Origin of the sequence: Pseudomonas sp. rhizo66 (assembly GCF_031931925.1) — a bacterium.
Classification (GTDB): Bacteria; Pseudomonadota; Gammaproteobacteria; order Pseudomonadales; family Pseudomonadaceae; genus Aquipseudomonas.
This window is the reverse complement of record NZ_JAUJWZ010000021.1, coordinates 1-24,404: the sequence shown is the minus strand read 5'-3', so window position 1 is coordinate 24,404 and position 24,404 is coordinate 1. Positions and strand designations below refer to the sequence as shown.

Genomic DNA, 24,404 nt, shown 5'->3' with positions numbered 1-24,404 from the left:
ATGAGTCACCCCCCAGCCTCAGCGCAACGCGTTCAGCGTGGCATTGTGCGGAATGCAGCGATCGAAGTTGCAGCTCGCATACTCGCGCGGCAGCTGTCGCAGCTGTTCGACCCGCCAGGCAGCGGTGCCGTACAGCGCCAGCGTGGCGGCGCAGGTGATGAAAATCGCGACGTACCTTCTTGTTTTGATGTTCATGGCGTAGACCTCTGAACGACATACCCTGCGGTATTACTTTCAGCATAGGTCAGCGGCGGGGAGTTGCCAGCGAGGGCGTTTGAGGATTTACCACGGCATTCAGCACGCTGATGAACCTTTTGTGGGAGCGAGCAGGCTCGCTCCCGCTTTGGATCCGTTTACAGATCAACGTCCCATTGCGGACTGTCAGGAAAGCGCTCCACGAGAAAATCCAGCATGCTGCGCAGCGCCGCCGGCATGTGTTTGCGCGAGGCGTACACCGCATAGATGCTCATCTGCCGCGGCTCGGCATGGGGCAACAGGCGAACCAGCTCACCGCTGTGAATATGCACCCCGGCCTGATAGGTCGGCAGCATCGCCACCCCGGCGCCGGCCAGGGTGGCGCGCAGTAACGTGCTGGCCTCGTTGGCGCTGATATTGCCCTGCACCGGCACCGACACCGGTTCGCCATCCTCCTCGAAATGCCACAGGCTTTTGCCGAAATACGAGTGCGTCAGGCAATTGTGTCTGCTCAGATCCTCGACCCGTAACGGCGCCGGCTGTTCTCGCAGATAGGCCGGGGCGGCGCAGACCACCGAACGACAAACGGTCAGGCGTCGGGCAATCAGATTGGGGTCAAGATCATTACTGGTGCGAATCGCCAGATCGATGCGTTCATCCACCAGATTTACCGTGCGATCGAGCATTTGCAGATCGATGCTCACACCCGGATAGCGTTTGACGTAGGCGGCCATCGCATCGGCCAGTTGCGCCTGGCCGAACGAAGTGCTGACGCTGATCCGCAGCAGCCCGCGCGGGGCGTCGTGGGGTTCGCTGACGGCGGCCTGCATGTCGGTCGACAGTTCAAGCATTTGCCGGCAGCGCGGCAGGATTTCGCTGCCGGCGGCGGTCAGGCTCAACTTGCGCGTGGTGCGGTGCATCAGGCGTGCGCCGATCCAGTCTTCCAGCTCTGCCAGATAACGTGAAACCACCGGCCGCGAAAGGTCCAGATGATCGGCCGCTGCCGACTGGCTGCCCAGATCCACCACGGTGACAAACACCCGCATTGCTTGGAGACGATCCATGATTTGCCCGCTTTCAGAAACAAACTATGTCCAAGCATCGCATTTTTTGTACTGAGTCAGGCAACTAAGCTTTGTCCCATCGCCAAACACGGCATTCGGACAACGGAGCAACAGATGATCGGCTTCACCACACTTAAACGCGTTCTACTCGCCACCGCTTCCCTGGGTTTCGCCGCGCACGCAGCGGCTGCCAACCTGACCCTGGACGTCTACAACCCAGGGACAAACGCGATTTTTCCGGTGACCTCGGTGCTGGTCAGCGGCGAGAAAGACGCGATTCTCGTCGATGCGCAATTCGGCAAGTCCCAGGCTGAACAGGTGGTGGAAAAGATCCGCGCCAGCGGCAAGCACCTGACCACGATCTACATCAGCCATGGCGACCCGGATTACTACTTCGGTCTCGATACCCTGACTCAAGCATTCCCGGAGGCCAAGGTACTGGCCTCGCAACCGACGGTTGATCACATCAATAAAACCGTCGCCGGCAAACTGGCCTTCTGGGGCCCGAAAATGGGCGCCGACGTTCCGGCAAAGACCATCGTGCCGGGCGTACTCAAGGGTGACAGCCTGATGCTCGAAGGGCAGAAATTGCAGGTCGTCGGCCTCGATGGCAAACAGCCGGATCGCAGTTTTGTGTGGATCCCGTCACTCAAAGCCGTGGTCGGTGGTGTGGTTGTCGCCGAGAACATCCATGTGTGGATGGCCGATACCCAGACCGCGCAATCCCACGCCGACTGGCTGGAAACGTTGCACTCGATCGAAACCCTCAAACCGAACACCGTGGTGCCGGGTCATTACCTGGGTGACAGCAGCCGCTCGTTGGCCAGCGTGAAATTCACCGCCGACTACATCAAGGCTTTCGACGCGGAAACCGCCAAGGCCAAAGATTCCGCTGCACTGATCGCCGCGATGAAAAAGCGCTACCCGACACTCGGCGAAGAAAGCTCGCTGGAGCTGAGCGCGAAAGTCGCCAAGGGCGAAATGCAGTGGTAAGCCGAATCTGAAAACGCAGCACTCTCAAGCCAACTGGAGAATGTCATGAGCAAGATCGCAATCATTGGTGCCACCGGTCGTGCCGGTAGCCAACTGCTGGAAGAAGCCCTGCGTCGCGGCCATAGCGTTACGGCTATCGCCCGCGACACCTCGAAGATCGGCAGCCGTGCCGGCGTGGTCAGCAAGAATGTCGACGTGCTGGATTCGGCAGCGCTGCAAGCCGCCGTGGCCGGTCACGACCTGGTGATCAGCGCCGCGCATTTCGCCACCGTGCCCGCCAGTGCCGTGGTCGGCCCGATGAAGCAGGCAGGCGTGAAGCGTCTGTTGGTGGTCGGCGGTGCCGGTTCGCTGTTGCTGCCGGACGACACCCGGGTGATCGACAGCGCCGGTTTCCCCGCCGAGTACAAAGCCGAGGCCAGCGCTGGCGCGGCGTTTCTCGATGCGTTGCGTTCGGAGAACGAGCTGGACTGGACCTTCCTGTCGCCGTCGGCGGAATTCGTTGAAGGTGAGCGCACGGGTAGTTTCCGTGTCGGCCAGGATCATTTGCTGGTGAGTGCCGAGGGGCGTAGCTGGATCACGTTTGCTGATTACGCGATTGCGCTGATCGATGAAGTGGAAACGCCGAAGCATTCGCGTCAGCGGTTTACTGTCGGGTATTGAATGAGGTGATGCTGAGAGATTGGTCTGGCTTCAGATCTTTCCCCTCCCCCAGCCCTCTCCCCAAGGGGGCGAGGGGGAAAGGGAGCCGATCTTCAAGCCTTTCAAAACTGAAGTTCGGCTCGGTATCGCAGGTCGGCGTACCCTGAACAAACAACCCGGTCAGTCCCCTCTCCCTCTGGGAGAGGGTTAGGGTGAGGGCAATAGCCTCACCGCAAATGCGCCTGCTCTACCAGCCAAATCATCAATTCCTCTAGCGGCGGCAATGCCTCAATTCCCGGCGGCATAACCACGTAATACGCCAGCCCCGTCTTCACCTTCAATTCAAACGGCATCACCAGCCGTCCCGCACGCAAGTCGTCGCCGATCAACGACCAATCACCAATCGCCACCCCCGTGCCGTGAGACGCCATCGACATCGCCTGATCCAGCGTTTCGAAATGCTGGCCCATGTTCACGTTGTTCAATTGCAGTTCAGCGGCCGTCAGCCACACGCTCCAGTCGTGGATATCGCGGGTCGGATGCAACAACAGATGCTGTTGCAGATCAGCCGGTTCGGACAGTGTCGGCGGGCCTTTCAACAGTGCCGGTGAGCAGACCGGTGTCAGTTGTTCATCGAACAGATGCAGTGCAGTGGAGGAGTTGTCCGGCGCCGTTCCGTAGATCACCGCCGCATCGAATTGCTCACGCTGAAAGTCGACGCCATGGGCGAGGGTGGTGGTCAGTTTGACCGGCACGTCCGGGCGTTCCTTTTGCCATTGCAGCAGGCGTGGCACCAGCCAGCGCATCACACAGCTCGGCGCTTTGAGTTGCAGGGTTTCGCGCTTGAGGCCGATCTGCTCGGTGGCCTCAGTGATCAGGCCAAAGACCTTCTCCACCCGTGGCAACCATTCACGCCCTTCGGCCGTCAGCTCCAGACCGCGTGCCAGACGAATGAACAGTTCATACCCCAGATGATCTTCCAGCCCGGCGATCTGCCGGCTCACCGCGCCCTGAGTGATGTGCAACTGCTCGGCGGCCCGGGTGAAGTTGCAGCACTGCGCGGTAATCAGAAACGTATGCAGGGCGGGCAGGGGAGGCAGTCGTTTCATGTGGATCCAAGGTATGACGTGAGGACATGGCTAGTATGACTTTTAATCGATTGTTGCCGCTACCTGCCGACCGTTCAATGAGCCCATGTTCAGGTCATGTGGGGGCGAGCCTGCTCGCGAAGGCTGTTTCACATTCAGCATTGATGTTGGCTGATCCAGCGCTTCCGCGAGCAGGCTCGCTCCCACAAGGAATCTGTGTTTTTAGCTGACAAAAGGGCAATGACATGGCGACGTGTGGCGAAGTACTGGTCAAGTTACTCGAAGGTTATGGCGTCGAGCAGGTGTTCGGCATTCCCGGGGTGCACACCGTGGAGCTGTATCGCGGGCTGGCCCGTTCGAGCATCAACCATGTCACCCCACGGCATGAACAGGGCGCCGGTTTCATGGCTGACGGTTATGCGCGCACCAGCGGCAAACCGGGTGTGTGCTTCATCATTACCGGCCCGGGCATGACCAACATCACCACCGCGATGGGCCAGGCCTACGCTGATTCGATCCCGATGCTGGTGATCTCCAGCGTGCAGAGCCGCAACCAATTGGGCGGCGGGCGCGGCAAGCTGCACGAGTTGCCGAACCAGAGCGCACTGGTCGCAGGCGTCGCGGCGTTCTCCCACACCCTGATGTCGGCGTCGGAATTGCCCGGCGTGCTCGCTCGCGCATTTGCCTTGTTCCAGGCCGGGCGTCCGCGTCCGGTGCACATCGAAATTCCGCTGGACGTGTTGGTGGAGGACGCCGATGCGCTGCTCGCCAGCGTTCCGGTCAACATCGACCGCGCCGGTGCCGCGCCCGCTGCCGTGAGCCGCATGAGTGAGTTGCTGGCCGGCGCCCAGCGTCCGTTGATTCTCGCCGGTGGTGGTGCGATTGATGCTGCTGCCGAACTCACTGAGCTGGCCGAACTGCTCGACGCCCCCGTGGCGCTGACCATCAACGCCAAAGGCCTGTTGCCGTCGACGCATCCGCTGTTGATCGGCTCGACGCAAAGCCTGGTCGCCACCCGCGCATTGGTCGCCGATGCCGATGTGGTACTGGCGATCGGCACCGAACTGGCGGAAACCGATTACGACGTGACCTTCGCCGGTGGCTTCGAGATTCCCGGCAAGCTGCTGCGCATCGACATCGACGCCGATCAGACCGTGCGCAACTATCCGCCACACATTGCGCTGGTTGCCGATTCGCGCAACGCCGCTCAAGCACTGCTCAGTGCCTTGTCGCACACAGCGCTGGCCGAGCGCCGTAACGATTGGGGGCAGGTGCGCGCCGGGCGTCTGCGTGAGGATCTGGCCGCGACCTGGGATGCACCGACGTTGGCGCAAACCCGTTTCCTCGAAACCGTGCTGCACGAATTGCCTGACGCGGTGTTCGTCGGCGACTCCACGCAACCGGTGTACACCGGCAACCTCACCTTTAATCCGGAGCGTCCGCGTCGCTGGTTCAACTCGTCGACCGGTTACGGGACGCTCGGCTATGCGTTGCCGGCAGCGATTGGCGCATGGCTCGGTGGTCAACCCGATAAAGGTGCACGGCCACCGGTGGTGTGCCTGATCGGCGACGGCGGTCTGCAATTCACCCTGCCGGAACTGGCCAGCGCCGTCGAAGCGCGTACCCCGGTGATCGTCCTGCTGTGGAATAACCAGGGCTACGAAGAGATCAAGAAATACATGGTTAACCGCGCCATCGAGCCGGTCGGTGTCGACATCTACACCCCGGATTTCATCGGTGTGGCCAAGGCCCTCGGCTGCGCCGCCGAAGCGATCCGTTCGGTGGACCAACTGCGCTCTGCGCTGCGTGCCGCCACCGATCGCCAAGGCCCGACCGTGATCGAAATCGACCAGAACCAATGGATGCAGGCGGTGGCCCAATGATCAATTTTCCAACCACACTCGACGGCCTCTACATCAACGGCCAATGGTCGGCCGGCCGTGAACATCTGCGCGTGATCAACCCGGCCACCGAAGCGCTGCTGACCACGGTCAATGGCGGTGACGAGCACGCCGTCGATCAAGCCGTCGCCGCGGCCACCGCAGCGTTCAAGCACTGGTCACAAACCAGCGGTGTCGAGCGCGGCGCGATTCTGCGCAACATCGCCAATGGCGTGCGCAACGGTCGCGAGCACTTGATGAAACTGCAGTCGAGCAACAACGGCAAACCGCAGTTCGAAGCGGCCATCGACGTCGACGATGTGATCGCCACATTCGAGTACTACGCCGAACTCGCCGAAGGCCTCGACGCCAGCCAAGACAGCAATGTGCCGCTGCCCAGCGATGATTTCAGCGCACGTCTGCGCCGCGAACCGTGTGGTGTGGTCGGGCTGATCGTGCCGTGGAATTTCCCCATGGTCACCACCGCGTGGAAACTCGCGCCGGCGTTGGCCGCCGGATGTTGCGTGGTGCTCAAACCGTCGGAAGTCACGCCGCTGCCGGAACTGGAGCTGGCGGCGATCATCGCCGAAGCCGGCCTGCCCAAAGGCGTGTTCAACGTGGTTTGCGGCACCGGTCTGGCGGTGGGGGCGCCGCTATCGGCGGATCCGCGCATCGCCAGGATTTCCTTCACTGGCAGTAACGCCGTCGGTGTCCAGGTGATGCAGCGCGCCGCCGAAACGGTGAAGGGCGTGAGCCTGGAACTGGGCGGCAAATCTTCGCTGCTGGTGCTTGACGATGCCGATCTGGAACTCGCGGTCGAGTTGGCTTGCGGTGGCGGTTTCTTCAACGCCGGGCAGATGTGCTCGGCCACCAGTCGCGTGTTGGTCGCCGAGGAACTCGCGGGGGAATTTCTCGAGCGTTTGCATAAGCGTGCGCGGGCGATTCGTGTGGCGGATCCGTTCGACCCGGATGTGGAGATGGGCGCACTGGTCAATCAAGCGCAATACCAGCGTGTGCTCGGTCACATCGACCGGGGTCTGAGCGCTGGCGCGAAGCTGGTGTGCGGCGGCAATCGTCCGGCTGATCTGCCGCGCGGTTATTTTTTGCAGCCGACCGTGTTCACCGACGTGCCCCTCGACAGTGCGCTGTGGTGCGAGGAGATTTTCGGCCCGGTGCTATGCGTGCGCAGTTTCAGCAGCGAAGCCGAGGCAATCGCCTTGGCCAACGACAGTCAATTTGGCCTGGTCGCCAGTGTGGTGACGCGTAACGCCGAGACCGCCGAGCGGGTCGCCAATGCCCTGCAGGCGGGGCTGGTGTGGCTCAACGCGCCGCAAGTGATCTTCCCGCAGGCGGCGTGGGGCGGTTACAAGCAGAGCAGTATCGGCCGCGAATTGGGGCCGTGGGGCCTGGCCGCGTTTCAGGAAATCAAACACGTGATCCGGGCGCTCTGAACGCCCGAAAAAGGTGAGCGCATGCCTCGCAACGAGGCATGCGTCGGCGTCATGGCTTCAATGAGTTTTTATCGATAGTCAGGTGTTTTGCACGACCTCAGGATGAACCCGTCGGCAGCGCTGCAGACCTTTGAAAACAAGGCCTGCAGCGGATCCGGCCGCGCGGATGCAACGGTTGCGACCAACCTCATACTTAAAAGAACAAAGGGAGTCCGTCATGGGCGAGCACGATCTGAACAGGCGTCAATTCATTAAAACCGTCGGCGTCGCCTCGGTGGCGGCGGCCGCCCTGAGCATGCCCTTCATCCGGGCCAGCGCCAGCGACACGCGGTTCGCCGGCAAGACCCTGCGTTTGCTGACCTGGTCGGATGACACCGGCCTCGCGGCACTGCGCAACATCGCCGCCACGTTCGAAGCCAAGACTGGCGCCAAGGTCATTGCCGACCGCACCGGCAGCACTTCGGAAATGGTCGCCAAACTCAAGGCCGGCGGTGATCGTCCGCAGTACGACATCATCACCTTGGCAGGCGTCGGCGCCGAAGGTCTGGCCGCCGCCGGGCTGCTGGAAAAACCCGATCTCAACCGCATTCCCAACCTGATCGACGTCCCGGAACAATACCGCACCGGCGCCAATGGTCACGGCATCGGCTACCTGTTGTGGTGCAACAGTCTGGTCTACAGCACCCGCACCCAGAAAGAAGCGCCGAGCAGTTACGCCGCGTTGTGGGATGCCGATCTGGCACCAAATATTTTCCTGCCGCCGCCGAACTGGACCGAGGCGATGGACCTGATCATCATCGCCGCGAAACTGGCCGGCGGTGACGAACACAACATCGAACCGGGCTTCAAGAAGCTCGCCGAACTCAAGGATCGCGTGGTGACGTTGGGCGAAAACCCGAACCAGATTGCCGAGCTGTTCCGCACCGGTTCGCTGGACATGGGCGGCTTGTATGCGCCGGCATTTTTCCCCAAGCAGATTCGCGATCCGAACTACGGCCTCGGTGCCACGTTCGGCATGAAGGAAGGGTTCTACACCGACCTGATGCTTTCGGTGATGCCGAAGAACCGTCCGGGCGATACCGATCTGGCCTACGCGTTTATCGACCACTCTCTCGACCCGCTGGTGCAGGGCAAGATGGCCGAAGACATCTTCAACGGCCCGGTCAACGCCAAGGCGATCATCTCCGCCGAAGCGCGCAAGAGTCCGTTCATCCTCACGCCGGAGCAGATTGCCGAGAAGGCGATCATGCACGACAACGCCTTCCTGGCCACCGTGCATGACCAATGGATTCGTCGCTATACGGAAATCTTTTCTTCCTGACCCGGACTCCCCCTGTAGGAGCTGCCGAAGGCTGCGATCTTTTGCGTTTGATCTTCTCTGAGCAGATGAGGATCAACAGCAAGATCAAAAGATCGCAGCCTTCGGCAGCTCCTACAGGGATGTGTTGTTTGGCTTTCCATTGACGAGATCATTGCTATGGAACATCAATCCCTGACCCAACCGGTCGGCGCCACTGCCGTGCGCCCGGTGCGCGGTGTTTCGCCGACCGCGCGGGCGTGGTTTTTCCTCACGCCGTCGATGCTGTTTCTTGGCGTGCTGATCGCCGCCAGCCTGCTGGTGCTGCGCATGAGCGTCGGCACCAAAGGCGCGGAGTGGAGCGGTTTCAGCCTGGCCAGTTATGCCCAGTTGCTCGAACCCTATTACCTGAAATCCTTGCTTTTGACCTTGCGTCTGGCACTGATCAGCGCGGTGATTGCTGTGGTGTTGGCGATCCCGGTGGCGTACACCATGTCGCGGCTGACCTCGCCGTTCCTGCGGCGGATTTTCCTCGCGGCGGTACTGCTGCCGTTGCTGGTCAACCTGTTGCTGCAAAGCTATGGCTGGCTGGTGATTCTCGGCCCGGCCGGCATGTTCAATCAGGCGCTGATGGGGCTGGGCCTGATCAAGCGCCCGATCATGTTGCTGTACAACCAGAACGGCGTGTTGATGGGCCTGGTGCAAACCGCGTTTCCGCTCGCGGTGCTGCCGATCGCCAGTGCCATGCGCGGCGTCGCCCGCACTTACGAGGAAGCTGCCGCGACCCTCGGCGCCAGCCGTTTTCAGGTGTTCCGCCAAGTGGTGTTACCGATGAGTTTGCCCGGGATCATCACTGGCGCAACGCTGGTGTTCGCTTACAACGCCAGCAGCTTCGTGGTGCCGTTGCTGCTCGGCGGTCGTCGCGTGCCGATGCTGGCGGTGATGGTGCATGACCAGATCGCGCCGCTGATGAACTGGCCCGCCGCGTCGGCAGCCGGTGTCGTGCTGATTATCACCACGCTGGCGATCATGACCCTGTCCGAATACATCACTGGCCGCCGTCGGCGTCTGCTGGAGGCTTCGCAATGAGTGCTCTGACCAAAAAGCGCATGGCGCTGTTGCCCGGCGAAACCGGCAAGTTCGCCGGGATCCTCTCCGGGTTCATTCTGCTGCTGGCGGTGTTGCCGATCCTGACCATGATCGTCATGTCGTTCAGCGGTGCGTCGAACCTCGACTTCCCGCCGAGCAGCTACAGCCTGCAATGGTACAAAGCGGCCTGGCACACCTTTGTTTCGCCGGACGCCAGCGACGTGCTCAGCCTCGGTCAGGCCATGGCCACCAGCCTGTTGGTGTCGTGCCTGACCATGGTTTTTGCCACGCTGATCGCGGTGCCTGCCGCCTATGCGCTGACCCGCTGCGAGTTCCGTGGCAAAGCTGTGGCGCTGCAACTGATGTCGCTGCCGCTGGTGTTCCCGATGGTGGTGTTGGGCCTGGCCTTGCTGCTGGTGTTCGACAGCCTGCCGTTCCACCTGACCACCTCGCGGCTGGTGATTGCCCACGTGATTCTGGCGCTGCCGTTCGTGGTGAAAAACTGCACGGCGGCGATGCTTTCCATCGGCAGCGAAGTCGAGGAAGCGGCGCGGATGCTCGGCGCCTCGCCATTGCGCGCGATTGTCGATGTGGTGGTGCCGTTGATGAAGTCGGGGATTCTGGCGGGGATGCTGCTGGCGTTCATCGTCTCGTTCAACGAATTCACCGTGACCTATTTCCTCTACACCATCGACGTCATGACCGTGCCGATCTGGATGTACAGCCGCACCGTGTCATCGCTCGACCCTACCGTGTTCTCGTTTGCCGTGCTGATCGTGCTGATCGACTTCGTTCTGATCTGGGCGCTGGAGAAGCTGGTGGGCGAGGGCGGCGTTTCCTTTTGATTTGAGGTGCAACATGACTGGTCTGATTCTGGAAAACGTCGAGAAATTCTATGGCTCGGCGTGCGCGGTACACGACGTCAACCTGCATTTGCCGGAAGGCAAACTGGTGTGTTTCCTCGGCCCGTCCGGCTGCGGAAAAACCACCTTGCTGCGGATGATCGCCGGGCTGGAAACCCTCACTGGCGGTGAGATTCGCCTGGACGGCGAAGACATCGGCCAGACCCCGGCGCACCTGCGCAACTTCGGCATGGTGTTCCAGTCGCTGGCGCTGTTCCCGCACATGACCGTCGGCGAAAACATCGCCTACCCGCTGAAACTGCGCGGCGTCAGCAAGGCTGATCAGCACAAACGCGTGGTGGAGTTGCTGGAGTTGATTCAGCTGCAAGCGATGATCGATCGCCCGGTGGCGAAACTTTCCGGCGGCCAGCGGCAGCGCGTGGCGATTGCCCGGGCGATTGCCGCGCACCCGAAAATCCTCCTGCTCGATGAGCCGCTGTCGGCGCTCGACGCCAAGCTGCGCGAATCGATGCAGGTGGAAATCCGCCAACTGCAACAGCGCCTGAACATCACCACGATCATGGTCACCCACGATCAGCGCGAAGCGATGACCATGGCGGATATTGTCGTGGTGCTGGGCGAACACAAGGTGCAGCAGGTCGGTACGCCGATCGAAATCTATCGGCATCCGGCCAACGAGTTTGTCGCTGACTTCATTGGCTCGGGCAACATCTTCCCGGCCACGGCACTGGGCGACGGCAAGGTCAGCCTGCCGGGCGGCGACGCGCTGCAAGTGCCGATCTGCAGCAGCATTGTTGTGGGGCAGAAAGTGAAGATGCTGATTCGCCCGGAAGACCTGCAACTGTCCGCACCGCAAGCGACGGCGGGCAATCGATTGCTCGGCAAAGTGACGTTTGTGCGTGATATCGGCGCGACCATCGAGACGACGGTGGAGTGTTCCGGAGTGACGTTTACGGCGTTGAGTACGCCATGTCAGGGGATCGGGTTGGGGATTGGCCATCCGGTGTCGGTGACGTTACCGGCGCAGGCTTGTCGGGTGTTGGGGGCTTAGAAACCCTCACCCCAGCCTTCTCCCAAAGGGAGAGGGAGCCGACCGAGGTGTCTGGCGCTGAGAGATCGAGTCGATTATGGATTCGGCAAAGCAGGCGCTATCCATCGACCTGAAAAATCCAGTTGATTATGGATTCGGTAAAGCACTTTCAGGTCGGTGAACCTCTCCAATATTCCCCATTCAGTCCCCTCTCCCTCTGGGAGAGGGTTAGGGTGGGGCTCTTGAAGTTCACACCGAAAGTCTCAATCGCGCCAAATCCCTTAACGGCGGCGCACCAAACAACCGGCTGTACTCACGGCTGAACTGCGACGGACTTTCATATCCCACCCGATACCCTGCCGCCGACGCTTCCAGCCCTTCGGTCAACATCAACCGCCGCGCCTCTTGCAGGCGCAATTGCTTCTGGTACTGCAGCGGGCTCATCGCCGTCATCGCCTTGAAACGGTGATGCAAGGTCGACACGCTGAGGTTCACTTCTTTCGCCAGATCATCAATGCGCAGCGGCTGTTCAAAGTTGCCGTTGAGCCATTTGATTGCCTGGCTGATGCGATGGCTCTGACTGTTGGCAATCGCGATTTCATACAAACGATGGCCCTGCGGGCTGCGCAGCAAACGATAGAGAATCTCCCGGCGAATCAGCGGTGCGAGCATGGCGATGTCTTTCGGCGCATCGAGCAAACGTGCCAGACGCAACACGGCATCGAGCATCGAACTGTCGATCTGCTCGACATACAAACCACGCCCGGTCGGCCGCGTCGGTACGCCCATCGGGCCGGCGTCAGCGATCAGCGCGGTGATTTCTGTCGGGTCGATATCCAGGCGCACGGCGAGGATCGGCTCCTCCGGCGAGACATTGACCACGCGCCCGCTCAGCGGCATCGAAACCGAGACGACCAGGTAATTCAGCGGATCGTAATTGAAGAACTCGTCGGCCAGCCGCACCTCTTTGCGTCCCTGCGCCATGATGCACAGCGCTGGTTGCGCGAGCACCGGGGCAAAGTCGTGGGATCGGGTGTGGCGCGACATGAACAGCGAGCCGATGGCGGTCTCGTAGCTGCCATCGTCGGTGGTGTTGCGGCGGATGATCGCCGCCAGTTCCGCGCGCTGTTTTTCCATGTCAGCGGTGGGTTCGGCTTGAAAACGATCGAATGACGTCATGCACGGCATCCTCGGCAGGGGAGGTGGAATGGAGCAGAGCATATGTTTGTGCAAGCGCCAGCGGTAGACACATCCTGCGAAATGCTTGCCTGATTCTGCCCCGGGGTGTTTCCGCGCCTGCCGCGATCCAACCCTGAAGGAGATGCCGAAGGCTGCGATCTGTTGATCTTCAAGGCAAAATCAAAAGATCGCAGACTTCGGCAGCTCCTACACAAAACGCGCATGACAGACGTGTGACGCAGTTTTACAGGTTGTTACAGGTCTTCTGCGCAGTCTCGCAGGATTGTGCAACGCGGCGGCAGGAATCGACTAACGGTGGCTGGCGTGCGGCCCTTAACCTTTGATCCTGTCGCAGCCCGTCCCCCGGCTGCCACGCGACTCCCTGGGAGGGTTGAACATGTCCAAGCAGATTCCCGTCAGTCATATGGCCTTCGTTCGAGCGCGCGCCGGGCGTTCGGCGGAACTCGGTATACGCCTGAGCGCGTTGATCGAGCCGTCCCGCGCCGCCCCCGGTTGCCTGAGCTTTGCCTTGCAGCATTCGCAGTGTGATCCCGAGTTGTGGCTGGTCTGCGGGTTCTGGAGCAGCCAGCAAATGATGACCAACTATTTCAACAGCCCGGCGATGGAAATCTTCGCCGAGCTGGTGCAGGAGCTGGTGGTCAACAGCCTCGATTTCCACACCTTCAAAGACGTGACGGCTGCGCAAGCCCTCGGTCAATGCGCGGCACCGGTACACAAACTCGTCGGTTGAAGGTTTAATGTCCGGCTTGTTTGTCTGAGCCGGGATATGTGACATGGCACGTAAAGAGTTCGAGCACTTCGAAGCAGTTTCCGCAGTCGTCCCCGTCGAGTTGGGCGGCAACAAGGGCTATCACGCGGCAATCGCGGTCAAGGCCCTGGTCGATGGCGGTGCACCACGCTTTCACAAACTGTTGAATGAGCAGATCTTCCCCGGCGCGATTGCTGCCGATGAAGCGGCCATCAATGAGCTGGATAACCTCAAGGGCGTCACTGACGACGCCGAGTTGATCTGGTAACGCGTTACTTGTTTGCGCCCGGACGCCACATCTTGAACAGGGCCTCAGGCCCCAGCTGGAAGTAATCCGCCGGCCCGCCGCCGCGCAGAATCGGTTCTGCCGCGGCGGTGTCGTAGATGCCGTCCTTCAACAGCCACTTGGCGATGTGCACGGCGACCACTTCGCCGAGGACCAGCCAGCTCGGCACGGTTTCGCCATCGGCGCGCTGCAACTGAATGATCTGCGTGACCTTGCATTCGAAGGACACCGGACTTTCGGCGACCCGTGGCACCGAAATCACTTTTGACGCCACTGTCGTCAAGCCCGCCAATTCAAATTCGTTGACCTCTGGCGCGACCATCGCGCAGCTCTGGTTCATCTGCTCGGCCAACGGGCGGGTGGCGAGGTTCCAGACGAATTCGCCGGTCTGCTCGATGTTGTTCAGGCTGTCTTTGCGCCCGACGCTGGAAAAACCAATGATCGGCGGAATGTAGTTGAAGGCGTTGAAGAAACTGTACGGCGCCAGGTTCAACTGGCCGTTGGCATCCTGCGAGGAAATCCAGCCGATCGGGCGCGGGCCGACGATGGCGTTGAACGGATCGTGGGGCAGACCGTGGCCGTTGGCGGGTTCGTAGAAGTGGATGTCATCGGGCATGTCTGAAGTTCCTGGAGGGCATGAGTCAGTGGGCAATAGTGCAAGTGCAGTCAAACAATTTCCAGTCAGTCACTGATATTCCATCCAATGGAAAACCTGTGAGAGCTGGCTTGCCAGCGATGGCGGCCTGTCAGTCGACAATGATTTTGAATGACAAAATGTCATCGCTGGCAAGCCAGCTCCCACAGGGTTTCGCGTGGGTTTCAAAAAATTATTCCCCCCCGGAAATGACTAAGCCCGGCCGAGGCCGGGCTGTGAGAAGGCTGCTGATATTCAGCTGATGGCAGCGGCAGTACCGGTTTTATCGAAGCCGTCAGCTGCGACGGTTTTACCCAGGTTGGTTTTGTCGAAACCATCAGCAGCAACAGCTTTGCCCAGGCTGGTTTTATCAAAACCGTCAGCGGCATAAGCGCTTGAGTGGCTGGTTTCGATGGCGGCGCTGGCGCCGTTGATGAAGTCGGCGGATTTGGTGCGATCCGAGCCGTCGGCAGCGAAGGTATTGGCGGCCAGTACGGACAGGGTCAGGGCGAGGATCAGTTTGGTTTTCATGGCGGTTACTCCGGATTCGTTGGCGGGTGTGTCTTGCATGGGTTTCATGCTACGCCAATTAAATTGATTAAAAAGCGCAAATTAATGCTAAAAACAATCGATTAACTTGATGTTAAGGGCGGCGCGAATATTCGCTTTCGTCGTCGGAGCGAGCGTCGCGCAGGTCATCGATCAGGTGATTGCAGGATGAGGGGGCAGCATTAATTAGCGATTAATCGCTGTGCGGCGCAGGTGAGGAATTTTTCATGCAGGTCTGGATAACGCGGTGACCCAATCGCTGGCAAGCCAGCTCCCACAATGACAGCGCCGTTCACAGACCTTGGGTACGACGCGAAACCTGTGGGGGCTGGCTTGCCAGCGAAAGGGCCGGAACAGCCACCGTTGCAGTGGCTGTGAAACGCGATCAGTCCGTGACGATCCGCGAATGCTTCTGGGTGTCCTTCATGGTGATGTACACCAGCAACGACACCGCGATGCACGCCGTTACATACCAGTAGTAACCGGTTTCCATGCCGATGCTCTTGAACCACAGCGCGATGTATTCGGCAGTGCCGCCGAAGATCGATACGGTCAGTGCGTACGGCAGGCCAACGCCCAGGGCGCGGATTTCAGTCGGGAACAGTTCAGCTTTTACCACCGCGTTGATCGAGGTGTAGCCGCTGACGATGATCAGCGCTGCCATGATCAGGAAGAACGCGCCCCACCAGGTCTGGATGGTGTGCAGGGTCATCAGGATCGGCACGGTAAAGATCGTCCCCAGCACGCCGAAGGCGATCAGGATCGGACGACGACCGATCTTGTCCGAGAGGCCGCCGATGATCGGTTGCAGGCACATGAACAGGAACAGCGTGGCGGCAGAAATGGTGGTCGAGTCGGAGATGCTCATGCCGACGGTGTTCACCAGGTACTTCTGCATGTAGGTGGTGTAGGTGTAGAACGCCAGGGTGCCGCCCATGGTCAGGCCGACCACGGTCAACAGCTCTTTGGGGTGGCGCATCAAGGTGCGCATGGCGCTTTCTTTGGACTTCTCTTTCTTGGTGAACGACTCGGTTTCTTCCATGCCGCGACGCAGATACAGCGCCACGACCGCACACAGCGCGCCGATGGCGAACGGAATACGCCAGCCCCACGCGTACAGTTGTTCAGTGGTCAGCACGTTCTGCAGCACGATCAGGACGCCCAGCGCGATGAGCTGGCCGGAGATCAGGGTCACGTACTGGAAGCTGGAGAAGAAGCCACGACGTTCCTTGGTCGCCATCTCCGAAAGATAGGTCGCCGAGGTGCCGTATTCGCCACCGACCGACAGGCCCTGCAGCAGACGGGCGAACACCAGCAGGATCGGCGCGCCGATGCCGATCGTTTCGTAGTTCGGGCTGAGGGCGATCAGCAGCGAGCCGAAGCACATCAGGTAGACCGACGCCATCAAGGCTTTTTTACGGCCGACCTTGTCGGCGTACATGCCCATCAGCCAGCCGCCGATCGGACGCATCAGAAAGCCGACGGCGAAAATCGCGGCGGTGTTCATCAGTTGGGCGGTGGTGGAACCGGCGGGGAAGAAGGTTTTTGCGAAATACAGGGAGAAGGCGGCATACACGTACCAGTCGTACCACTCGACCATGTTGCCGACGGAACCGCTGAAGATCGATTTGATCCGGCTGGCGGTGGTTCTTTCTTTGGCCGGCGCAGCAGCCGACCCAAGTGGCAGGGCGTTGGAGTTATCCATTGAAGGATCCTTCGTTTAATTGTTTTTGTGGAGCGCGTCGAAACGCAGCCTGCGAGGGCTATAGCAGGAGGTGTGCCAACGGGGGGAGGGCCGGTTTAGAGGGGGAGACGGGATTGGGTGAGCGGAATATCGCCGAAGGATTTGGTTTGATGAGCGGATTTCCGCTTATTGGAGCGAAGATCAAAAGCCCCTCACTCTAACCCTCTCCCAAGGGGAGAGGGGACTGACCGAGTGGATTGTTCGAGTTGCACCGACCTGAGACATTGAGTCGAACTCAGGTTTTGAATGGCACGAAGATCGGCTCCCTTTCCCCTCTACCCCTTGGGGGAGAGGGCTGGGGTGAGGGGGAAAGATCTCAGCCACACCGAAAATCCCAAGCCCGACTCACTCGCTCAGAAACATCTCCCGACTCAACCCATGCCGCTGCATCTTTTCATTGAAGGTGCGGCGCGGCAGTTGCAGTTCTTCCAGCACCGCTTTCACATCGCCCTTGTGCCGCGTCAGCGCCGCGCGCAGACATTGCGCCTCAAACGCTTCCTGCTGCGCCGCCAGCGATTGCCCCGGATCAATCCCCGGCGCCGGTTCATCCAGGCCCAACACCTGGCGTTCGGCAACGTTCGCCAGTTCGCGCACGTTGCCCGGCCAGTCGTGACTGAGCAGATGACTCAATTGCGCGCCACTCAAGGGGGGAAAGGTACGGCCCAGGCGTTCAGCGGCATTGTGGGCGAAGGTTTCGAACAGCAATGGAATGTCTTCGCGGCGATCGCGCAGCGGCGGCAAACGCAGTTCGGCGACGTTCAGGCGATAGGCCAGATCCTCGCGGAAACGTCCGGCCCGGGCCTCATCGAGCAGGTCGGGTTTGGTCGCTGCGACAATGCGCAGGTCGACGCGAATGCTCTGGTTCGACCCCAGCCGTTCAAGCTTCTGCTCCTGCAACACGCGCAGCAGTTTCACTTGTTGCGCCAGCGGCATGCTTTCGATTTCGTCGAGAAACAAGGTGCCGCCATCGGCATATTCCAGCTTGCCGATGCGCTTGCCCGAGGCACCGGTAAACGCACCGCTTTCATGACCGAACAACTCCGCCTCGAACAACTGCTCAGGAATCGCCGCGCAGTTCAGCGCCACAAACGGCTTGGCTGAGCGCGGGCCGAAATCATGCAGGCAACGGGCGACCAGCTCTTTGCCGCTGCCGGTTTCGCCACGGATCAACACATTGACCGGCAACGCCGCCAGGTCCAGCACTTGCCGACGCAGCGTCTGCAAACCACGGGACACGCCGAGCAACGTCGCATCGAGTTTCGCGCGGTTGTCAGCCTGCTCGTGCAGCGCACGGTTTTCCAGAATCAGCCGGCGTTTGTCCAACGCCCGGCGCAAGCTGCCGAGCAGGGTTTCCGGGCTGAACGGTTTTTCCAGAAAGTCGTAGGCCCCGTCGCGCATCGCCTCGACGGCCATCGGTACATCGCCATGGCCGGTGAGCAGAATCACCGGCAGATCGGCATCGCGTTTCTGCACTTCGGCCAATAACGCCAGGCCGCCCATGCCGGGCATGCGCACGTCGCAGAGGATCACCCCGGCAAAGTGCGCGGGCAGGGCGGCGAGGCATTCTTCGGCGCGGCTGAACAACTGCACCTCGAAGCCGGACAGGCTCAGCCACTGCTCGACGGCGCTGCGAATGCTGCTTTCGTCATCGACCACCATCACTGAATTGAGCATCAGATGTGTGCCTCCAGATCGATCGGCAAAGTCAGGCTGAACACGGCGCCGCTGTCGCCATTTTCGGCGCTCAGACGTCCGCCGGATTCATGCACGATAGCGAAAGATACCGCCAGGCCGAGGCCCAGACCGTCACCCACCGGTTTGGTGGTGAAGAACGGGTCGAAGACCTGGCCCAAGTGGTCTTCGGCAATCCCGCCGCCATTGTCGCTGACGCTCAGGCGCCACAGTTGTTCATCGGCTTCCAGGCGAATTTCCAGGCGCTTGCACGGTTTGCCCTGCATCGCATCGAGGGCGTTGCGCAGCAGGTTGATCAGCACCTGTTCGAGACGAATCGCATCACCGCGTACCCACGCCGGACGGGTCAGGTGCAGCACCAGACTGACCTGCTCGTCACGCAGGCGTGCATCGAGTAACTGTAACGACTGATCGACCACGGTTGCCAGATCCAGCCGTTCGCGCAAGCCGCTGGGACTCTTGCGCGCGAAGGTCTTGAGGTGGCCGGTGAGGGCGGCCATGCGCGTGAGCATCTCGTCCACCGGTTTCAATGCTTTATAGGCATCGTCGACACGGCCATGTTCGAGGAGCAGGCGCAAGGTCGCCAGTTGCATGCGCTGAGCGGTCAGGGGTTGATTGATTTCATGGGCCAGCGCAGCGGACATCTGGCCGAGCGCGGCGAGTTTGGCCGATTGCACCAGACCGTCCTGCGCGGTGCGCAAGTCGCGGGTGCGTTCTTCCACCAATTGTTCAAGTTCTTCGCGGTTGCGCTGGCGGATTTTCGACAGGCGCCAGCGCTGGTTGAGAAACAGCAACAGAAACACCAGCGCCAGCCACACCCCGGCAGCGGCCAGCCCGGCGTTGCGCAGGTCTTCGAACGCCACTTGCGGATGGCGCAGCAGGTGCAGGGTCCAGCCTTCGGCGCTCAGGGGCAGCGATTCCCACAGATAATCCGCCGTGCCTTGCGGGCCTTCGACGCGGCGCAGATCGCTGTTGTCATCGAAGCTGCGCAGCGACAAATGAGTCAAGGGCTGCAGCGACTGCTTGTCGTACTGCCGGGTGGCTTTGATTTCATCCATGTCGCGGGCGCTCAGTGGCCGCAACGAGCGATACCGCCAGCCGGGCTGGTTGGCGATGAAGATGATCCCGCGCGCATCGCTGACCAGTAGCGTGTCGTTGCCCTGACTCCACTCGCGTTCCAGCTCGGGGAATTCCAGCTTGACCACCATCGCGCCGAGAAACTCGTTGTGGTCGCCGAGCACCGCGCTGGAGAGGAAGTAGCCGGGAATGCCGCTGGTCACGCCCACCGCGTAAAAACGCCCGGTGCCCTGGGTGCGGGTCTGGCTGAAGTAGGGGCGGAAGCCGTAGTTATGGCCGACGTAACTGCTGGGCAGGCGCCAGTTGCTCGCCGCCACGGCGAGGCCCGTGTGGTCGAGCAATTCAAGGGTCGAGGATTGCGCCGCGCCGTTGATCTTTTCCAGCTTGAGGTTCAGCGCCGCTTGTTCGTCGGCATCGACCGGGCCGGCCAGCGCCGCGCGCAATTGCGGATCGAGCGCCAGCACGGCGGGCAGGGCACGGTAGCGGTCGATCAGGGTGTGCAGGGAATTGGCGTACAACGCCAGTTGCTGGTTGGCGCGGGCGGCGTCTTCCTCCAGCGCCTGACGTTCGGCGTGGCGGATCGCAAGCGTGGCGGCAAGCGCCGCGCCGGCGATGATCAGCAGGGTATACAACGACAGACGCAAGGTACGGGAAGTCGGCAGCATGCTGGGCGAAGGGTCGGCAGGACGGGGGGGCACGATAGCATGGGCCGAGGTGGCCCGGCGTGCTGTTCGCGCCGGCCACGTTGGTCATACGGCCGTTTCCTGCACCTGATGTCGACGCTGTAGATTCAGCCGTGGTTTCGGCACGGGTCTGGGACGTGGCTCGTCAGCAATTGACTGTGCCAGTTGTTGCAGGCGTTCAGTCACACCGTCGGCTTCACTTAGGTTATCAAGCATGTCTTGAGTGGTTTCCAGTGCGTTCCGGGTGTTGTTGATGAGCGCGGTGGTTTGAGCCATTACCGTGCGGTAAGCGTCAGCGACGGAAGTGCCCTCGTCCACCATTTTTGCGAAATCAAGCTGATCGAGGGGGGCCATCATCTGAACCTCTTGCAAAATGGCCTCTGTGGCTGTTTGCCGGAGCTGGTTGATTCCGTCCTGAATGGACTGTGGCAGCGTGCCATTGGCCAGATCATTTGCACCCTGCGCAATGGTTTGTGTGGCGTCGCGGACTTCAGCCGTGTGCAGCGCTTCGGTTACGCGAATGCCGCGCTTGAAAAAGCGATAACGAATATAGGCAGCTCCTAATCCGCCAAGCAGACCGCCGACAATTCCGCCAATCGTGTTACCAATTCCCGGCGCGAATGATCCGGCCGCCCCACCAACAGCTAATCCGACTCCGAATCCCAGGCTGAAGGCTGCCATCCCGTTTTTGTTGAAGAGGTAGCGGCGGAAGGTCATACCCTCCCGGGTTTCCTGGCTGACATTGGCTTCGTCATCGGGACCATCAAATTCAGTCGCTGCATCATGGGCCTGGCTGGCGACGTTGGCAGTGGTGCGTAAGGCACCGACGAGCTGCGAGAAATCGAACCGTCCGCGCCCATCGGTATCGACATAAATCATCGGGTTGTTCGACACCATTGCATACAGATTCAACCCATCCACATCCCCCGCCGGGTCGGCACTGACCCAGCGCTGCAACCAAGGCGCGTAATAGCGTGCGCCGTAGTAATACAAGCCGCTGACGTCCATTTCCTTGCCCGAATAACGGATGAATTTGTAGCTGATTCCGGTCTCCGGTTTTTCAGCCATCCACGCCGTCGCACCGAACGGGTAATAGCCTTCGTGGCTGATCATGTGCGCGTTCTGATCCAGCTCCAGCGTGCACGAGCCGAGGTGGTCGTCGAGGCTGTAGCGCAGTTGATTGTTCTCGACAGCCGCGGGCGGCGGCGTGATCCAATGCAGACAGCGCGCATTGCCCAGCTGGATGATGTGCAGTTCTTCGCCGTTGTCCTTGCTGTGGATTTCCAGACCCGGCAGGTAGCGCACCTGATGAAAGTGCAGGATGTTTTCGCCATACCATTCGTGGCGTTTGAACACCCGCTCGCCCTGACTGTAGGCGTAATACTCGGCGTCGTTGCGGCCATCGTCCCGGGTCACCAGCGTGACTTCCTGCAACTCGTCGCGCGCATTCCAGTGCAACGGCTGGCCCGGTTGCACGGCCAGCAGGTTGCCGTGGCGGTCGAACAGGTTGTCGAACTCCGGTGGCGGATCCCCCGGTTTGCAGCGCACGCCGCGGTTGCTGAGTGAATCGATGCACATCTGCACGGTGTGATCGGCGCCGGCGCGCACGTGCACCAGTTTCTTCAGATTGCCGCCGTAGTCGTAGGTGAAGGTCTGGGTGTAATTGCGCCGGTCTTCCGGATCGGTCGGCTTGGGCAGACCGGGAATATCCGACAGCGGGCCGTCGTCGTAGCCGGTCGCGCTGATCAGGCGGTAGAGCGAGTCATAGCTGAAATCGCGATGGTCATCGACCCTCTGGTTGGCAAACCAGCTTGGCGCAAAGGCGTGGTCTTCGATGCGGGTGATGTTGCCGACGCGGTCGTAAACATATTCGAAGTCCTGCAGCACTTCACCGTTGTCCTTGCGACTGGACTGGGTGTGCAATCGACCATCGGCCGGATCATACGTCCACTGACTGCGCACGCCGTTGCCGGCGTGTTGTTCGATGAGCTGATCAGTGGCGTTGTAATGAGCGTCGCGCAACACGGTTCGCCAGTCGGTATCGCCTTTGATCAACAACTGCAGGTGCCTGAGCTGGCCAGCCAGACCATAGCGAGATTGCTGGCGATGGCCACCGGCATCGGTCTGCTCCAGCACCGCGCCCAGCGGACTGAACAGACGCCGACTGGTGAAGGCCTGGCCATCGAGGAAGGTGCGGGTTTCGCACAGCGGCTCGCCGCTGAGGGCGAAGCTGTCGGTGCGCAGCGTGCCGGCGCGATCGCTCTGTTCCAGCAACTGGCCGCGCTGGTTGTGACCAGCGTCGGCGCTGGCGTCGGCGTAGGTGAACAGATCGACATCGGCCTCGCCGTTTTCTGCAACCGCCACCACGCGCAGCTGAGTGTCGAAGGTCGTGCGCCAATGGTTGTCGCCCTTGCCCCAGCGTTGCAGCGGTTCGCCGGCCAGACCTGGCAAGTGCAGGCGCCAGCCGGCGTCGACGCTGTCAGTTTTCAATGCTTCGCCGTCGAGGCGGTAAATCGTTGTCAGGCTGGGCACCACCAGACGCGGGGCCCACTGCATCACCAGATGTCCACTCGCATCGTAATGCTGACGGGATGAGAGCGGCACTGGAGTGTCTTCGTCAATACTCCGCAAATAGGCGACCTGCCGCACCGGCAATCCACGAGCGTCGTTTGCAACCAGGTCAGGTGAACGCAAATGCATTGATTTATTCATGCGTCGACCCTCAAGGTCATGAATGTCGAATCTGCTCATGCGCATGTCTCGTCATGGACTAAGCGGCTTTTTCCTTGCTGTATTGGCGATACCTTGCCAGCAGTTCGCGGCCTCGATTGGCTTGAGCCAGACGCAGCGTTATGTCCTTCTGTATCTGTTCGCGGCTTATTGTGCGGGCTTTGTCGGTGCCCACGTTGTCATTGGCCAGGTCAAAGGCCAGCTTGAGAGTGCCCATCACGCCTTCGGAATAGAATTCGTTGATCTCAAGGTTGGCGCATGCAGCGTTCACGTAGCTGCGATCCCGTTCCAGGAGTTCAGTTATCAGAATCAGGCCGTTGTCCAGGGCATCGCTATCCATGCCCGGTATACCGGCCAATGCCGACCCTGCATCCAGTATCGTTTGGCGGGTGGCCAGAAGTTCACTTGCAGCGGGAACGCCTGCTTTGCCAAGTACAAATGACTCAATGGTTTCAGACACTTTTTTCGCGCGCCGGCATCGACCGGCCCGGCCAGCGCCGCGCCGGCGATGATCAGCAGGGTATGCAACGACAGACGCAAGGTACGGGAAGTCGTCAGCATGCCGGGCGAAGGGTCGGCAGGACGGGGGGGCAAGGTAGCATGCAACGATGGGCTTGCTCATGCCGCGTGCCTATGGCCGATTCGATGAGTGCGAATCGTGTCTGACAGATCGTTGAGGGCACCGATCACCCTGTTGCTCTGCTCACGCAGTTCATGAATGTCGACACCGCTGATGCGGGTGACATCAAGCGCTGTGGCAAAGTCCTCGATTTTTGACATATGCATATCAATATCCTGAGCGAGTTTCCCTACTTCGATTTCGAATGCTTCCATTTTTTCAATTGATTTTTCGTTTGTGGCGCCGATCGTTTCATCAACGATTTCCGGCAGGCCCAACAACACGCCTATTCCACTGTTGATCGCGCCTAGCCCTTCTGCACCCACCTCGGTAAGCAATTTTTTGAGGAGCAACCCGGAGCCTATTTTTGTGGTCTCCTTAACGCCCTTCAACACAGATTTCTGATTGGTGAAATTCATGTTGACCAATTTGGCCTGGACGTAATCGCCAAAGTCCATCTGCTTGTATTCCGCCTTTTTTATGATTTTCGTCGACGTCAGTTTTGATGTTTTCAGATTGACTGATGCACTCATGCCGGATCTGTCCGCGACATAATCAAACGCCGCGCTTACAGCAAACTTGGCACCAAATCCCAGACCAACACCTAGCACATTGCCCACGCCAGGCGCTGCCGCCCCCAGCGCCTGACTGCCGATACCGACAGCCAGTCCCACTCCCCAACTGATCGCGTTCCCGAGTACCAGCACCAGTGTTCTGCGTGTTGAAGCGAGTGCGATATCTGCACCAGAGCCCATCCTCTCCAGTTGACCATGTGCGTCGCGCATCCGGTTTTCCGTCATCTTGAGAATGTCCAGTTGCGCGTTGGTGTGCTTGCGCATGTGATCCTTAAGGC

Annotated in this window: 21 protein-coding genes and 1 pseudogene; 10 read left to right on the top strand and 12 right to left on the bottom strand. The window is 60.4% G+C overall.

The window, feature by feature from the left end; translation table 11 throughout:
* Positions 1-18 precede the first annotated feature (18 nt).
* Both QZR14_RS22940 and QZR14_RS22935 read right to left on the bottom strand, forming a co-directional pair.
* Positions 19-195 carry a hypothetical protein gene (locus QZR14_RS22940; RefSeq protein WP_311997825.1) on the bottom strand — a complete coding sequence of 59 codons (177 nt, stop codon included), beginning with the start codon at positions 193-195 and terminating at the stop codon, positions 19-21.
* A 158-nt stretch (positions 196-353) separates the two neighbouring features.
* The gene (locus QZR14_RS22935) at positions 354-1,259 is read right to left on the bottom strand and encodes a LysR family transcriptional regulator (protein WP_311997824.1); all 906 of its coding nucleotides are present in this window, start codon (positions 1,257-1,259) and stop codon (positions 354-356) included.
* Positions 1,260-1,373: 114 nt separating this feature from the next.
* Here QZR14_RS22935 and QZR14_RS22930 point away from each other — a divergent pair, with 114 nt between their 5' ends.
* Positions 1,374-2,252 (top strand): MBL fold metallo-hydrolase, encoded by an 879-nt coding sequence (locus QZR14_RS22930; RefSeq protein ID WP_250606384.1) that lies wholly within the window; start codon positions 1,374-1,376, stop codon positions 2,250-2,252.
* Between the two features lie 45 nt (positions 2,253-2,297).
* On the top strand, positions 2,298-2,912 hold the full coding sequence (locus tag QZR14_RS22925) for an NAD(P)-dependent oxidoreductase (protein ID WP_311997823.1): 615 nt from the start codon (positions 2,298-2,300) through the stop codon (positions 2,910-2,912).
* A gap of 206 nt (positions 2,913-3,118) precedes the next feature.
* Here the strand turns inward: QZR14_RS22925 and QZR14_RS22920 are convergent, their stop codons facing one another.
* Positions 3,119-4,000: a LysR substrate-binding domain-containing protein gene (locus tag QZR14_RS22920; protein ID WP_311997822.1), complete on the bottom strand. Its 882-nt coding sequence runs from the start codon at positions 3,998-4,000 to the stop codon at positions 3,119-3,121.
* Between the two features lie 224 nt (positions 4,001-4,224).
* Between QZR14_RS22920 and QZR14_RS22915 the strand changes: the two genes are divergently transcribed.
* The 6 genes from QZR14_RS22915 (at position 4,225) to QZR14_RS22890 (ending at position 11,610) form a co-directional block, all read left to right on the top strand.
* Positions 4,225-5,862 carry a 5-guanidino-2-oxopentanoate decarboxylase gene (locus QZR14_RS22915; protein ID WP_311997821.1) on the top strand — a complete coding sequence of 546 codons (1,638 nt, stop codon included), beginning with the start codon at positions 4,225-4,227 and terminating at the stop codon, positions 5,860-5,862.
* Positions 5,862-7,310 carry an aldehyde dehydrogenase family protein gene (locus tag QZR14_RS22910; protein WP_311997864.1) on the top strand — a complete coding sequence of 483 codons (1,449 nt, stop codon included), beginning with the start codon at positions 5,862-5,864 and terminating at the stop codon, positions 7,308-7,310. Before QZR14_RS22915 ends, QZR14_RS22910 begins: the two co-directional genes overlap by 1 nt.
* A 217-nt stretch (positions 7,311-7,527) precedes the next feature.
* A complete protein-coding gene (locus tag QZR14_RS22905) occupies positions 7,528-8,631 on the top strand; it encodes an ABC transporter substrate-binding protein (protein ID WP_311997820.1) in 1,104 nt (367 codons plus the stop codon).
* A gap of 156 nt (positions 8,632-8,787) precedes the next feature.
* Positions 8,788-9,696: an ABC transporter permease gene (locus tag QZR14_RS22900; protein WP_311997819.1), complete on the top strand. Its 909-nt coding sequence runs from the start codon at positions 8,788-8,790 to the stop codon at positions 9,694-9,696.
* On the top strand, positions 9,693-10,541 hold the full coding sequence (locus QZR14_RS22895; protein WP_093430532.1) for an ABC transporter permease: 849 nt from the start codon (positions 9,693-9,695) through the stop codon (positions 10,539-10,541). The genes QZR14_RS22900 and QZR14_RS22895 overlap by 4 nt, the downstream gene beginning before the upstream one ends.
* A 13-nt stretch (positions 10,542-10,554) precedes the next feature.
* A complete protein-coding gene (locus QZR14_RS22890; RefSeq protein ID WP_250608161.1) occupies positions 10,555-11,610 on the top strand; it encodes an ABC transporter ATP-binding protein in 1,056 nt (351 codons plus the stop codon).
* Positions 11,611-11,838: 228 nt separating this feature from the next.
* Here QZR14_RS22890 and QZR14_RS22885 read toward each other — a convergent pair whose 3' ends face one another.
* Positions 11,839-12,768, bottom strand: a complete 930-nt coding sequence (locus tag QZR14_RS22885; RefSeq protein WP_250608159.1) for an AraC family transcriptional regulator — start codon at positions 12,766-12,768, stop codon at positions 11,839-11,841.
* Positions 12,769-13,165: 397 nt separating this feature from the next.
* Between QZR14_RS22885 and QZR14_RS22880 the strand changes: the two genes are divergently transcribed.
* Entirely contained in the window at positions 13,166-13,519 is a 354-nt protein-coding gene (locus tag QZR14_RS22880) for a putative quinol monooxygenase (RefSeq protein ID WP_311997818.1), read from the top strand.
* 43 nt (positions 13,520-13,562) lie between these two features.
* Positions 13,563-13,805 carry a hypothetical protein gene (locus QZR14_RS22875; protein ID WP_311997817.1) on the top strand — a complete coding sequence of 81 codons (243 nt, stop codon included), beginning with the start codon at positions 13,563-13,565 and terminating at the stop codon, positions 13,803-13,805.
* A 4-nt stretch (positions 13,806-13,809) separates the two neighbouring features.
* On the opposite strand, the gene QZR14_RS22870 is transcribed toward QZR14_RS22875, so the two are convergent.
* The 8 genes and pseudogenes from QZR14_RS22870 to QZR14_RS22835 form a co-directional block, all read right to left on the bottom strand.
* On the bottom strand, positions 13,810-14,439 hold the full coding sequence (locus QZR14_RS22870) for a flavin reductase family protein (protein ID WP_116030009.1): 630 nt from the start codon (positions 14,437-14,439) through the stop codon (positions 13,810-13,812).
* A gap of 273 nt (positions 14,440-14,712) precedes the next feature.
* On the bottom strand, positions 14,713-14,988 hold the full coding sequence (locus QZR14_RS22865) for a hypothetical protein (protein WP_311997816.1): 276 nt from the start codon (positions 14,986-14,988) through the stop codon (positions 14,713-14,715).
* Between the two features lie 403 nt (positions 14,989-15,391).
* The gene (locus QZR14_RS22860; RefSeq protein WP_093430526.1) at positions 15,392-16,711 is read right to left on the bottom strand and encodes an MFS transporter; all 1,320 of its coding nucleotides are present in this window, start codon (positions 16,709-16,711) and stop codon (positions 15,392-15,394) included.
* Between the two features lie 384 nt (positions 16,712-17,095).
* Positions 17,096-18,424 (bottom strand): sigma-54-dependent transcriptional regulator, encoded by a 1,329-nt coding sequence (locus QZR14_RS22855; RefSeq protein WP_311997815.1) that lies wholly within the window; start codon positions 18,422-18,424, stop codon positions 17,096-17,098.
* Entirely contained in the window at positions 18,424-20,184 is a 1,761-nt protein-coding gene (locus QZR14_RS22850) for an ATP-binding protein (protein ID WP_311997814.1), read from the bottom strand. Before QZR14_RS22850 ends, QZR14_RS22855 begins: the two co-directional genes overlap by 1 nt.
* Positions 20,185-20,268: 84 nt before the next feature.
* Positions 20,269-22,953 (bottom strand): RHS repeat-associated core domain-containing protein, encoded by a 2,685-nt coding sequence (locus tag QZR14_RS22845; RefSeq protein ID WP_311997813.1) that lies wholly within the window; start codon positions 22,951-22,953, stop codon positions 20,269-20,271.
* Positions 22,954-22,972: 19 nt separating this feature from the next.
* Entirely contained in the window at positions 22,973-23,554 is a 582-nt protein-coding gene (locus tag QZR14_RS22840; protein WP_311997812.1) for a hypothetical protein, read from the bottom strand.
* Positions 23,551-24,404, bottom strand: a pseudogene (locus tag QZR14_RS22835) (toxin); the annotation flags it as partial. The pseudogene QZR14_RS22835 and the gene QZR14_RS22840, both read right to left, overlap by 4 nt.

Coding starts and splice junctions, on each gene's coding strand:
- QZR14_RS22940 (WP_311997825.1), bottom strand. CDS start 195: ATGAACATCAAAACAAGAAGGTACGTCGCGATTTTCATCACCTGCGCC.
- QZR14_RS22935 (WP_311997824.1), bottom strand. CDS start 1,259: ATGGATCGTCTCCAAGCAATGCGGGTGTTTGTCACCGTGGTGGATCTG.
- QZR14_RS22930 (WP_250606384.1), top strand. CDS start 1,374: ATGATCGGCTTCACCACACTTAAACGCGTTCTACTCGCCACCGCTTCC.
- QZR14_RS22925 (WP_311997823.1), top strand. CDS start 2,298: ATGAGCAAGATCGCAATCATTGGTGCCACCGGTCGTGCCGGTAGCCAA.
- QZR14_RS22920 (WP_311997822.1), bottom strand. CDS start 4,000: ATGAAACGACTGCCTCCCCTGCCCGCCCTGCATACGTTTCTGATTACC.
- QZR14_RS22915 (WP_311997821.1), top strand. CDS start 4,225: ATGGCGACGTGTGGCGAAGTACTGGTCAAGTTACTCGAAGGTTATGGC.
- QZR14_RS22905 (WP_311997820.1), top strand. CDS start 7,528: ATGGGCGAGCACGATCTGAACAGGCGTCAATTCATTAAAACCGTCGGC.
- QZR14_RS22900 (WP_311997819.1), top strand. CDS start 8,788: ATGGAACATCAATCCCTGACCCAACCGGTCGGCGCCACTGCCGTGCGC.
- QZR14_RS22895 (WP_093430532.1), top strand. CDS start 9,693: ATGAGTGCTCTGACCAAAAAGCGCATGGCGCTGTTGCCCGGCGAAACC.
- QZR14_RS22890 (WP_250608161.1), top strand. CDS start 10,555: ATGACTGGTCTGATTCTGGAAAACGTCGAGAAATTCTATGGCTCGGCG.
- QZR14_RS22885 (WP_250608159.1), bottom strand. CDS start 12,768: ATGACGTCATTCGATCGTTTTCAAGCCGAACCCACCGCTGACATGGAA.
- QZR14_RS22880 (WP_311997818.1), top strand. CDS start 13,166: ATGTCCAAGCAGATTCCCGTCAGTCATATGGCCTTCGTTCGAGCGCGC.
- QZR14_RS22875 (WP_311997817.1), top strand. CDS start 13,563: ATGGCACGTAAAGAGTTCGAGCACTTCGAAGCAGTTTCCGCAGTCGTC.
- QZR14_RS22870 (WP_116030009.1), bottom strand. CDS start 14,439: ATGCCCGATGACATCCACTTCTACGAACCCGCCAACGGCCACGGTCTG.
- QZR14_RS22865 (WP_311997816.1), bottom strand. CDS start 14,988: ATGAAAACCAAACTGATCCTCGCCCTGACCCTGTCCGTACTGGCCGCC.
- QZR14_RS22860 (WP_093430526.1), bottom strand. CDS start 16,711: ATGGATAACTCCAACGCCCTGCCACTTGGGTCGGCTGCTGCGCCGGCC.
- QZR14_RS22855 (WP_311997815.1), bottom strand. CDS start 18,424: ATGCTCAATTCAGTGATGGTGGTCGATGACGAAAGCAGCATTCGCAGC.
- QZR14_RS22850 (WP_311997814.1), bottom strand. CDS start 20,184: ATGCTGCCGACTTCCCGTACCTTGCGTCTGTCGTTGTATACCCTGCTG.
- QZR14_RS22845 (WP_311997813.1), bottom strand. CDS start 22,953: ATGAGCAGATTCGACATTCATGACCTTGAGGGTCGACGCATGAATAAA.
- QZR14_RS22840 (WP_311997812.1), bottom strand. CDS start 23,554: ATGAGCAAGCCCATCGTTGCATGCTACCTTGCCCCCCCGTCCTGCCGA.